The sequence below is a fragment of the Facklamia sp. P12937 genome (assembly GCF_050409505.1).
GTDB lineage: Bacteria > Bacillota > Bacilli > Lactobacillales > Aerococcaceae > Facklamia.
Window position 1 is genome coordinate 1 of record NZ_JBNUPI010000027.1, and the last position, 10,652, is coordinate 10,652.

Below are 10,652 nucleotides of genomic sequence, written 5' to 3' on the forward strand. Positions count from 1 at the left end.
GGCTTAAGCCGAATGGGGAAGGAGTGAACTTTAGGAGATATGAAGAAAATGAATGTAACTAATGATAGATACAAGAATAGAAAACCTTAGAAAGAAACAGAGGGCTACTTGGGGAGGGTATCTGCGGAACAGAAAGAGGAGCTAAGAGCATTCGCCTATTAGAGGATTACTGAAACAAAACATATCGACACAAACTTTAGTGATGCTGGGCTACTTGAGAAGATACTGGATAGACAAAATCTGAATAAAGCCTATCAGCGAGTAGTATCCAATAAGGGAGCTAGCGGAATCGATGAGATGAGTGTATATGAACTTATGCCGTATCTCAAAGATAACAAAGACAGCCTGCTCGAGAAGTTAAGAACGGGCAAATACAAGCCACGACCCGTATTAAGGGTAGAGATTCCCAAAGAAACAAAAGGGGAATACCGAAAGTTAGGAATACCGACGGTAATAGATAGACTGATACAACAAGGGATCCCCCAAGTATTAAGCCCAATCTATGAAAAACAATTTTCCGAAAATAGTTATAGACGCAACAGCGGAATGGGCAGGAATATTCAAACGGTCTATACCTCGCGATTTACAAAGTTTTATTATTGATGAAAATTTGATCGTTTTAAAGCGGGTATACGCTAGATTTAACGGCGGTAAAGCAACAGATACCTATCAAATACAAAGCGAGCCCCCTCTATTAATGTATGCTAGACATTTAAACCCTAATAACGGCTTAATCAGTCTTATACCTAGCGAGTTATTAGAGAATGGCAAAGGCTTTGATGATGCTTTACTAAGGAACGCCTTAGCTACCCGCATATTAGCTATGCGCAACAACCGCAACAAAGTTAAAGGCAATAAGATAAAACTAGATACACTTTGCAAAGAAGTTGGCAAAACAAACCCTACCTATAACCAAAGACGGACTCTTAAAGATAATGCCGAAAACATATTGACCGAATGGAAAAAAATGAAATTTATTAAAGGCTACGATATTTACAAATTAGACGGTAGCAGAGCCATTGAAGGGTTTATAATTCAATATACACCTTTTAACAAAGCCTTAAATTAGCCCGCTTGATTTTAGCGGGTAATTTTTGGCCTGTTTATTATACATACAGTAATTTAGTGGTTTTGTATACATTGTAATAAAATAAGCGTATGCAATTTAACACCCCCGTCATTTAGCACAAGTACCTACGGCATTTAGCACAAGTTAAACGAGTTAAAAAACACGCCTTATCCTTAGAGCACCAACGATTTACAGTGTTTAAAAAAACCGACCATAAGTATACGTAAGTACATGTAAGTATACTTAGACGGCCTAGCCCGCCCTTGCTAGGGCAGGCGAGCAGGCCTTAATATAAAGGCAAGAAAAAAAGCCCCAGCGACAGCGGGGGCAAAAAGGTAGGCGCATCAATTAATCTAGATAACCTATACACCGCCCCAGCGTTCACGAATTAAAAATAAGTGTAGCAAATTGATGCGAAAACAAAGGTAATCTAAAGGCGCAAGAGTAAAGAGTGTAAACAAAGTGTAAAAGGGGAGATATGAAAAGGTAAGTATAAAACCAGTGCCAGCGCAAAAGGAGTGATAGCTAACACATATAAACAAAAATGAAGAATTGGAGTCCCTAAAAAGGGAAAAGACCACAAAACGCACACCCTAAAAAGATAAAATAGGCAGAAATGGCACCCCTAAAAAATGGATAGTGACAAAAATGACCTACAAAAAAGTACCCAGAGTAAACAGAGGTATTAAAAAAACTATTTACAAAAGAGGCAAAACAATGCAAATTAAAATAGCAACAACCCCAAGCGTAAGAATAGCTAATAGTTATGAAAATAAATTAGTCGATTGGAACGACTTTATAAAAGATTTTAAAGATAAATATGCTACCACAGACACCGTAGAAAGCTATCACGCGAAATATGACAAAAATAGCAAAAAATACGCAGAGCAAAGAGAATACAAACTAAGTCATAAGAATAAAAGAGGCGCTTTTGTAGGGGGTGGCTATCAGTCAATGAACCAAGAGCAGGGTTAAACAGAGATAATAAAAATATACTACTAAGAACGTTATTAGCCTTTGACTTTGACAACGGAACACCAGAACATTTTAACGATATAACAGACCGTTTAAATGCTTCTGATTATGCTTTTATTTTATATACTACTCACTCGCATTTAGCAGACACCCCAGCATTTAGACTATTAATGCCTTTAGACAAAGAGGTAAGCCCTAAAGAATATGAGGCGATAGCAAGATATATAGCAGGTATTAACCCGCAGGATATGGAAGCCTTAGACAGTTCAACGTTTGAGCCAGCCAGAGCCATGTTTTACCCTACAACCCCTAAAAATGGCGAGTATATATGCGAATGGGCAGACGGTAAGCCAATAGATACACAAGCAGTATTAAGCCAATACTCTACTACCGATTATGCGCAGGAATGGAACCTACACCCTAAAGAACAAGCAAAGGTAGACGTAACAGGAACTAGACCCAGTGGAGATATAACCGACCCTCACAAGAAATACGGCTATATTGGCGCATTTAACCGCACCTATAATATCCATGATGCTATAAGCAAGTTTATACCCGAAGCATATACTTACAACACAAGGACAGAGCGCTATTCGTGGACGGGCGGAAGCAGTACAGACGGCGCAAGAGTATATCATGATTTTGGCGAAGCTAGTTATTTATACTCTGAACATGACACAGACCCCGCACATGGAAATAATAACGCCTTTGATTTAGTAAGGATACATAAGTTTGGAGAGTTAGATGCAGGCATAACAGATACAGCTATCAAAGATTTACCAAGTCAAAAAGCTATGATAGAACTTTGCAGGAATGATGCGAAAGTACAGGCAGAGTATAAAAAACATAACAATGATAAGGGGCAACTTGATTTTATGGATAGAACATCACCAGCCCAACAAGCGCCACGAAACCAGAACGAGGCCATTATAAAGGCGATCGATGCAGGCGAAATAGACCTTGAAAAGTACGATATTAACAATGTACCTACAAAAATATTAGATGCACTAACAGAGGCGGATAGAGACTTACAAATAACCGAGTTATACGCCAGAACTTCACCAGCGCATCATTTACCTAGTTTTATTGATGGAATTATCAAGGATAACAAGAAAGGCATATCAACAGGCTTTAAAAACTTAGACAAATATTTAGATGGTGGCTTTTATGAGGGGCTTTATGTTATCGGTGCTATCAGTTCGTTAGGAAAAACTACCCTATCTTTACAGATTGCAGATGCAGTAGCTAAACAAGGCAAAGACGTACTTATTTTTAGTTTAGAGATGAGCAGGCACGAAATCATGGCCAAGACAATATCACGCTTAACTTATGAGCAAGTGATAGCTAAAGGCGCATCAATTAAAAATGCTAAGAGCGTTAGGGGTATAACGGTAGGTAGATTTTGGAAGAACTACACAAGCGAAGAAAAGGAAATCATTGCAGAGGGTATTAAAGAATACGAGAACTTTGCTAAGCATATCTTTATACACGAGGGGCAAGGGGATATAGGAGCAAAACAAATAAGGCAAGCAGTAGCACAGCATATTAAGTGGGAAAAAGAACCGTCATTAGTGATTATTGACTTCTTACAGATATTAGCGCCTTATGACGAACGAGCAACAGATAAAATAAACACTGATAAAACAGTGTTCAGACTGAAGACAACCCCTTTATTTGAGATTAACTCACAAAGGGTTTGTCTTCAGTCTGAAGCCCTATTTTAGGGCTTTTTATTATGCCCTAGTGTTTTTAATATAACCAAGCAATTAAAACGGCTATAAAGCGAGATATAGGACTAATAAATAACAAGCGAGGCATGAGGGTAGATTGACTCAAAGTAAAGGCAATAATATTTATAGATAATAGTAAGTACCTTGATGCACTCGTGCGGTTAAATAATTAACGTTACAGAAGCTTTAACTAAGAACATGTAAAAAACTCTATACATAAAACATTAAAACGTCACATAACGCAAATATAAGCCAATAAATGATGTCCATATATTTTTAAAAAACCGACGTCGCACATTTTAGTTATAAAACGATAATGATTAATTAATGATGCGGTACTACCCAAGCTAATAAAGTGGACAATACCCCCCATGAAATCAAATGCCCCTACCACGGGGAACCAGACAACTGGGAGGGGGGAAGACTCCGAAAAAATATACGCGCGCGCGTGAGAGGGGGGCAAATATTTAAAACCTGATAACTCCATAAAAACAAAGGCGCATCACAGGGCAGGCGGGCAGAGTATAAGCGCATCTTTTAAAAGTTCGAAACGTTGCGAAATTTAGTGTTTTGTCCGACATATTCCAACAATAAGAGTTTCAACATACCTCAACAAGCATAGGAGATGCGATCGATAAAAGAGCCGCCATCGAGGTACGGTTATATAAAAGACGGGGCATACCTCACCCTCCCGTCTGTCGGCCGAACTTCACGCCGTACTGTACATATTTTCTCACGCCAAACTATCGTTGATATAAAGCCGTTTAAAAATTTTAAGCATAAAAAAATAAAGCCTTAAATATAGGGGTATGCAAATATACATTCCAAGATTTTACAAAGGTTACGAAACAGTATTAAAGCGTAATTAGCACCCGTACCCTACATATATACCAGCGTTAGGTAATTATAAGGCTGTTAACATGCAACGTTTTACTATACACATAATAATTAGATAAAACTCGCCTATTTATATAGATTTAAATAAGCATCAGTGTTATTATTATACACATAGTAATTGAATAATAACTTGTGTACTAAACTTTCAAAGAAAGGAGCAACTTATGGATAAAGCCAATAAAACGATTAGGAAAAAGATAAAAGACGCTGGCTTAAAGCATTGGCAGGTAGCACAGCAAATTGGGATAACAGCAGGTACGCTTGTTTTGTGGCTAAGAACACCATTAAAACCAGAACGCAAAGCAAGGGTATTAGAAGCAATCGAAGCGCTAAAAGCGCAATAAAAAAAGCCCGCAAGTAGAGGCACTACTCACAGGCTAAGGGGTACGTTAAATACCACTATTTAGATACCCCAATTATAACACATATAAGGGGAGAAACAAACCAATGGAAAAAGAACAAAAACTAACACACGAACAAGCTTCGCAATGGGCACAAAACGTATGCGACCATATGAGAGTTATCGAACTATATCAACAGCAAATAGATGCTTTATCAATGATTAAAGAGAAGGACTACCAGTATGTAGTATACATGATGAAAAGATTTTAAGATACGCAGTTTCACTACAACCAGCGCATCTTAAAAGACTTAGACGAGGTGGCGTGTATTTTGTTTGATTTATCAGACCAGATAAAAGAAGAACAACCAGAATTATCTTAATGCTTTAAAAAAGGACAGACACAGAGTGACACAGATATAAATAAAGAAAAACCACTAAGCGAATAGCCCAGAGATTAAATGACTGTTTGATAAATATTATTAAAGATGACCTATCCTTGAGATACTAGAAAGTTTTAAAGAACCATACAGCAGTATAACTAATTATAAGGTAAAAGTATATTACTCAAAACGAATAGATAAAAAGGAGAATTAAAAATGAAATTTGAAATGTTTAAATTAATTAAAAATAATAAAGGGACTTTTTTAGAAAGAGTAAACAAATATCGAAGCCGACGAATAAAGCAGTTAAAAGAAAAAAACTACTCAATCGAAGAGCTGCACTTTTTAATAGCCTGATATGAAGCTGAACAAATTATATTAATGGAAGAAGCTCAAAACGCTAAAGACTTAGACGATTTTAGAGATTATTTCATGGCTGCTTATGATATACATGCAGATACCGAAGAAATAAGAAAACAGCTTAAATTATATTAGAGGGCATAAAATGACAGATAAAATTGATTATGACAAGCTAATAAAATTTGGGGGGATACCACACCAGCCCCTCCAGACCCTTTCGAGAGCCTTTTGAAAGAGCCTAAAATGACAACAGACGCCAAGAAGCAGGCGCTATTTATAAGGGAAGCATACAAACGCCAGTTAAAGAGGTATAACCGCAGTAATTTGCTAACCTCTAAACTTATAAAGAGCATTAACAAAGATAAACCAATAGAACAGGCTTTAGTTGATGCGATTGACCTTATAGGTGTTATTTTAAACGATACAGTCACGCATCAAACGTTAAAAAATAAAATAAAAGAAGCATATAACATTGATTAGGCGGGGTATTATGCCCCGTTTTTATAAAAAAATAAAAAAGTTATCGGAAGTTAGAGCAAATTAAGCTATACTAAACAGGGGGTAATAATATGCATGATATACAAACTATACACACAAACAACAACCCTATCACAACGGCAAATAATGTCGATTTTGGCGAGTTTTACAATATGTTTATTAATTATATAGACGTATCAGAAAACACCGTCAAAACGTACACACGAGCAATCAAGCAATTCATTAAATTTATGTATGATAACGGCGTAACACAGCCGAAACGAGAAGATATTTTAAGGTATAGGCAAACCTTGCTAGAAGACGGCAAAAAGGCATCAACCATACAAAACTACATCATAGCCATACGCCAACTTTTTAATTTTACCGAAGCAAAAGGCTTATACCCTAACATAGCTAAAGGTGTTAAAGGGGCTAAAATATCTAAGAGCCACAAAAAGGACTATCTAACCAGCAAGCAAGCAGGGAGCGTATTAAGTCGCATCAATACAGACGATTTAAAAGGACTTAGAGATTATGCTATCGTAGCTTTAATGCTAACAGGCGGACTAAGAACAATAGAGGTTAGCAGGGCTAATATTGAAGATATGCGCGCGGTGGGAGATAGTACCGCCTTATATATACAAGCTAAAGGCAAGGACGATAGAACAGAGTATATAAAGGTTATTCCAGAGGTAGAGGAAGCTATACGGGCTTATTTAAGCGCCAGAGGGCAAGCAGACGCTAAAGCGCCCTTGTTCGCATCAACCAGCAACAACAACGCAGGCAAACGCATGACAACTCGAAGCATAAGCGGAATAGTTAAAACGGCCTTAGTTGACGCAGGCTTTAATAGCGATAGATTGACAGCACACAGCCTAAGACACACCGCTGGTACGTTAAACTTACTAAACGGGGGTACATTGGAAGAAACACAGCAATTATTAAGGCATCAAAACATAGGGACAACAATGATATACCTACACCATTTAGAGCGAGAAAAGAATAACAGCGAGGCGAGAATTGGAAAATCTATTTTTGGTTAAATACGCTATCCGAATAACGGACAACGAAAATTTATAAAACTTATAGGAGAAGAACAAAATGGCGATTAATCGATATAACGACGGTATTAGATTAAGAAAAATCAAAGAGAGAAAAAGACAAGCGGAAAAAAGAAAAGGGCGACGAAGTTTACAACGGTTAACAGGGTTTATGCGTGGACTGAGACCCATACGCGTGCCGTTTGAAATGGTTGACCCTATGCCGTATGACCAACAGAAAGCGAAAGGGTGGCTAGGAAAGTTTTTTAGCGCTTGATGCAATAAGGATACTGATTAACTTATTTCTTTACCTTTTAATAGCAATTCCAGTTTTGTACATAACATTAAAAATATTTTTCTTTTTTATAGTAAAAATTGTTTTTTCATAACACTAGAAAATACTATAAATAACACTATTTAGATAAAGGGGTATTTTATGGCAGAGATATACGCAGTAATCAATCAAAAAGGCGGAGTAGCTAAAAGCACTACAGCCCAGATACTAGGGAATGCAATCAGACACAAAGGCCATAGCGTTTTATTTATAGATTTAGATCCACAAGGCAATCTAACCTATGGAATGGGGATTGATACGCCTGATGCAGGTATATACGAAGTATTAACCAAGCGAAAACGGGCGCTTGATGCAGTCACAACCGCAAAACAAGGGGATATTTTAGCGTCAACGCCTAACCTTACTTTGATAGAACATGAGCTACAAAATGAATTAGACAAAGAATACCGACTAAAAGAAGCGCTAGACACATTAGGCGCAAGGTATGACTATATTATTATAGATACACCCCCTAGCCTATCCACACTATCAATTAACGCATTAACGAGCGCAAACAAGGTTATCATACCGACACAAGCAGATATTTACAGCATACAAGGGCTAGCCCAGCTTAGTCAGACAATCGAAACAGTACGCAAATATACGAATGATGCGCTAGAAGTAGCAGGCATTTTGATAACTAGATACGATAAGCGAACTATACTAACCCAGCAATTAACAGAGATGCTAGAAAATACAGCACGCATGATTAATACGAAAGTTTTTGATGCGAAGATAAGAGAAGCAATAGCCGTTAAAGAAGCGCAGGCAATGAGAGATGACTTATTAACCTATGCACCAAAAGCAAATGTTACAGCGGACTATTTAGCCTTTATTGACGAATTAGGCATAAAATAGGCACACCAATAAAAAGGGGTCTTATATATATGCAAATGACACCAACAAGCGAGCTATACAGTATTTTTAACACGAAAGAACTTAACAGCACACAAAAGCTAGTTATGCTATATATCAAAATAAAGGCAGAGGGCAACGAAAAGGTAAGAATCACTAACAATGAGTTTATAAAAGCCTTTAATTTTGATTATAGTACCCTCAACCGAGCACTAAACGCCTTAGAGGCTAACGGCTTTATAAAAAGAGAAATAAGTGAGAATGAGAACGGGCAGACAACTAGAGAAATCGAAATATTTATATAAGGAGCGGATAGAATGAAAGATTTTACAGCAAACAACCCAGCAGAGGCATTTATAAGAGGCAATCGGAACAAGCAAGCCCCAGCAAGCAAGATAGGTAGGCCTAAGAGCACCGAAGAAACAAAAAGCAAGCGCACTAACTTATTGCTTTACCCATCTATCTTTGAGGACTTACGCAAGATAGCCTATATTCAACAAACGAGCATAAACGATATTATGAACGATTTAGGCAGAGAATTTACGCTGAAACACCAAGAGGACATTATAAAATATGACAAATTTTTTAAGAAAGGAACATAAAAATGGAAAAAGATACCTTTATAAAAGGCTTTAGAGATACTCTAAAATCTATGCAAATTAATCAACACTCTATTTCTTTTGAAGAAAGAAATGACATTAAAATGATAACGATTAAAGATAATTTTAATATATTATCATTAATGTTATTAAATATGTTTGGAAAATATGGGACAAAATTTAAAATGCTGTATTGCAGTTCCTCAAATGAAAATATAGACGAAATAATTTTTTATATAGATATTATAGAATATAAAAAATTAAAAGAATTCTATTTATAAAAAGTAACTTCTGAAAATTAGTATTAGCGGAAGTTGAGAAACAACCTATACCACCATTTAGAAATGAGGCTAACCTATGATAACTGAAGATGATATTATAAAATTTAAGGAAGTAGGAGAAATAGCTTTTGATGCAGATATACCCGCAGATACTAGAGTAAATACTTTAATCACTATCTCTAAGCAACACATGATAGAAAGTTCTTTAGTAAGAGAAGCAGAACAGCTAGTTTATCCTTATTTTTCTTTTACTAATATTTTAAAATTTATAGAAAAAAATTAGATTATACAATACTTTGCTAAAGTTTAAAGACGAGTTAACAGGCTTAGACATAGATGAGATAGAAAAGTGTTTAACAACGGTAAATTATACACCTAGCAATTTTTTAGAACATAAAAACACATATGAAATTTTAATGAATGCATATAGCGAGGTGTTGCACAAAGACTATGAAATTATACGTCAGACTTCAAAACACGCAGGAAGCCTAGACAATTTGCAAGACTCTATAAAACTATTAAGGGAAAACTTAGACGCTAATTCATGGCGTATGGCTTATAATTTCGTCAATATCCTATTAAACGAAGAACGGCAAAAAGCAAGTGAAAAACCGTTTGACGATTTTTATTTATTAAAAAATACAGGGCAAGAAGATTTAGAAGCAATCGGTCAATCTTATGAGTTTATTATAAAGTCGCTAGTTACTTTGTATGCATGGCAAGACTTACTAGAGATGATAGGTAAGGCCATAGATAGCAAAGCTATACTCAACAAATCCAAAGAAACACCTTTAGACAGCAGACCTTATACTTACTTAGCTATGCAGTCAGAGGTTTTAGCTAGATATATAACAACGAGGAACCCTAAAAAAGATTGGAGCGAAGCGAAAGAAAACGAAAAAGAAATATATATCGCTATCTCTAAATTTACTAACCTAGATAAAATTAAACGCACAGACCGAAAGAAATTTAACAGCATCTATCGAACAAGTAAAAAGAAATTACTAGACATAGACAACTTAGAGGGCTTTAATCAAACCTTTGATAAGATAAAAGAAAGCATTAAAGATAACTTTAATAAACAGACGCAAGACATGACGATTGAGGACTACCAAGAGGCAAAAAAAAGCCCTAGCAATAAAAGGAGGGCTTTAAAAATGACAAATAATAAGCACACTAACCCTTATGCTATCTCTAGCACAGGACAACTAGAGCATAACAATTCGTTTGAGCAATTAGAATTAGAGCTAGATTTATACTTATGCCGTATCTCAAAGATAACAAAGACAGCCTGCTCGAGAAGTTAAGAACG

General features: G+C 36.3%; 15 protein-coding genes and 1 pseudogene. All 16 read left to right on the forward strand.

All coding sequences use genetic code 11. The features are described 5' to 3' along the window. Positions 1–222 precede the first annotated feature (222 nt). Positions 223–531, forward strand: a pseudogene (locus ACQV2R_RS08035) (group II intron reverse transcriptase/maturase); the annotation flags it as partial. Next, positions 503–1,069 (forward strand): hypothetical protein, encoded by a 567-nt coding sequence (locus ACQV2R_RS08040; protein WP_428892069.1) that lies wholly within the window; start codon positions 503–505, stop codon positions 1,067–1,069. The pseudogene ACQV2R_RS08035 and the gene ACQV2R_RS08040, both read left to right, overlap by 29 nt. A 717-nt stretch (positions 1,070–1,786) precedes the next feature. Continuing rightward, positions 1,787–2,044 carry a hypothetical protein gene (locus ACQV2R_RS08045; RefSeq protein ID WP_428873530.1) on the forward strand — a complete coding sequence of 86 codons (258 nt, stop codon included), beginning with the start codon at positions 1,787–1,789 and terminating at the stop codon, positions 2,042–2,044. A gap of 170 nt (positions 2,045–2,214) precedes the next feature. Beyond that, positions 2,215–3,768: a DnaB-like helicase C-terminal domain-containing protein gene (locus ACQV2R_RS08050; RefSeq protein WP_428892070.1), complete on the forward strand. Its 1,554-nt coding sequence runs from the start codon at positions 2,215–2,217 to the stop codon at positions 3,766–3,768. A 1,067-nt stretch (positions 3,769–4,835) separates the two neighbouring features. Continuing rightward, positions 4,836–5,015, forward strand: a complete 180-nt coding sequence (locus tag ACQV2R_RS08055; RefSeq protein ID WP_428873532.1) for a hypothetical protein — start codon at positions 4,836–4,838, stop codon at positions 5,013–5,015. Between the two features lie 103 nt (positions 5,016–5,118). Then, positions 5,119–5,283 carry a hypothetical protein gene (locus ACQV2R_RS08060; RefSeq protein ID WP_428892071.1) on the forward strand — a complete coding sequence of 55 codons (165 nt, stop codon included), beginning with the start codon at positions 5,119–5,121 and terminating at the stop codon, positions 5,281–5,283. Between the two features lie 327 nt (positions 5,284–5,610). Continuing rightward, entirely contained in the window at positions 5,611–5,751 is a 141-nt protein-coding gene (locus ACQV2R_RS08065; protein ID WP_428873534.1) for a hypothetical protein, read from the forward strand. Between the two features lie 231 nt (positions 5,752–5,982). Continuing rightward, positions 5,983–6,234 carry a hypothetical protein gene (locus ACQV2R_RS08070; RefSeq protein WP_428892072.1) on the forward strand — a complete coding sequence of 84 codons (252 nt, stop codon included), beginning with the start codon at positions 5,983–5,985 and terminating at the stop codon, positions 6,232–6,234. An 89-nt stretch (positions 6,235–6,323) separates the two neighbouring features. Continuing rightward, positions 6,324–7,274 carry a tyrosine-type recombinase/integrase gene (locus ACQV2R_RS08075; protein ID WP_428892073.1) on the forward strand — a complete coding sequence of 317 codons (951 nt, stop codon included), beginning with the start codon at positions 6,324–6,326 and terminating at the stop codon, positions 7,272–7,274. A 58-nt stretch (positions 7,275–7,332) separates the two neighbouring features. Continuing rightward, positions 7,333–7,548 (forward strand): hypothetical protein, encoded by a 216-nt coding sequence (locus ACQV2R_RS08080; protein ID WP_428892074.1) that lies wholly within the window; start codon positions 7,333–7,335, stop codon positions 7,546–7,548. Positions 7,549–7,707: 159 nt separating this feature from the next. Then, positions 7,708–8,463 (forward strand): ParA family protein, encoded by a 756-nt coding sequence (locus tag ACQV2R_RS08085; RefSeq protein ID WP_428892075.1) that lies wholly within the window; start codon positions 7,708–7,710, stop codon positions 8,461–8,463. A gap of 29 nt (positions 8,464–8,492) precedes the next feature. Continuing rightward, the gene (locus tag ACQV2R_RS08090) at positions 8,493–8,765 is read left to right on the forward strand and encodes a hypothetical protein (protein ID WP_428873539.1); all 273 of its coding nucleotides are present in this window, start codon (positions 8,493–8,495) and stop codon (positions 8,763–8,765) included. Positions 8,766–8,777: 12 nt separating this feature from the next. Further along, on the forward strand, positions 8,778–9,062 hold the full coding sequence (locus tag ACQV2R_RS08095) for a hypothetical protein (protein WP_428873540.1): 285 nt from the start codon (positions 8,778–8,780) through the stop codon (positions 9,060–9,062). Positions 9,063–9,064: 2 nt separating this feature from the next. After that, positions 9,065–9,340: a hypothetical protein gene (locus ACQV2R_RS08100; protein ID WP_428873541.1), complete on the forward strand. Its 276-nt coding sequence runs from the start codon at positions 9,065–9,067 to the stop codon at positions 9,338–9,340. Between the two features lie 76 nt (positions 9,341–9,416). Then, the gene (locus ACQV2R_RS08105) at positions 9,417–9,623 is read left to right on the forward strand and encodes a hypothetical protein (protein ID WP_428875046.1); all 207 of its coding nucleotides are present in this window, start codon (positions 9,417–9,419) and stop codon (positions 9,621–9,623) included. Between the two features lie 133 nt (positions 9,624–9,756). Beyond that, a complete protein-coding gene (locus ACQV2R_RS08110) occupies positions 9,757–10,647 on the forward strand; it encodes a hypothetical protein (protein ID WP_428875047.1) in 891 nt (296 codons plus the stop codon). Positions 10,648–10,652 lie beyond the last annotated feature (5 nt).

Coding starts and splice junctions, on each gene's coding strand:
- ACQV2R_RS08055 (WP_428873532.1), top strand. CDS start 4,836: ATGGATAAAGCCAATAAAACGATTAGGAAAAAGATAAAAGACGCTGGC.
- ACQV2R_RS08060 (WP_428892071.1), top strand. CDS start 5,119: ATGGAAAAAGAACAAAAACTAACACACGAACAAGCTTCGCAATGGGCA.
- ACQV2R_RS08075 (WP_428892073.1), top strand. CDS start 6,324: ATGCATGATATACAAACTATACACACAAACAACAACCCTATCACAACG.
- ACQV2R_RS08100 (WP_428873541.1), top strand. CDS start 9,065: ATGGAAAAAGATACCTTTATAAAAGGCTTTAGAGATACTCTAAAATCT.
- ACQV2R_RS08095 (WP_428873540.1), top strand. CDS start 8,778: ATGAAAGATTTTACAGCAAACAACCCAGCAGAGGCATTTATAAGAGGC.
- ACQV2R_RS08065 (WP_428873534.1), top strand. CDS start 5,611: ATGAAATTTGAAATGTTTAAATTAATTAAAAATAATAAAGGGACTTTT.
- ACQV2R_RS08050 (WP_428892070.1), top strand. CDS start 2,215: ATGCCTTTAGACAAAGAGGTAAGCCCTAAAGAATATGAGGCGATAGCA.
- ACQV2R_RS08045 (WP_428873530.1), top strand. CDS start 1,787: ATGCAAATTAAAATAGCAACAACCCCAAGCGTAAGAATAGCTAATAGT.
- ACQV2R_RS08085 (WP_428892075.1), top strand. CDS start 7,708: ATGGCAGAGATATACGCAGTAATCAATCAAAAAGGCGGAGTAGCTAAA.
- ACQV2R_RS08040 (WP_428892069.1), top strand. CDS start 503: ATGAAAAACAATTTTCCGAAAATAGTTATAGACGCAACAGCGGAATGG.
- ACQV2R_RS08110 (WP_428875047.1), top strand. CDS start 9,757: ATGAATGCATATAGCGAGGTGTTGCACAAAGACTATGAAATTATACGT.
- ACQV2R_RS08105 (WP_428875046.1), top strand. CDS start 9,417: ATGATAACTGAAGATGATATTATAAAATTTAAGGAAGTAGGAGAAATA.
- ACQV2R_RS08090 (WP_428873539.1), top strand. CDS start 8,493: ATGCAAATGACACCAACAAGCGAGCTATACAGTATTTTTAACACGAAA.
- ACQV2R_RS08080 (WP_428892074.1), top strand. CDS start 7,333: ATGGCGATTAATCGATATAACGACGGTATTAGATTAAGAAAAATCAAA.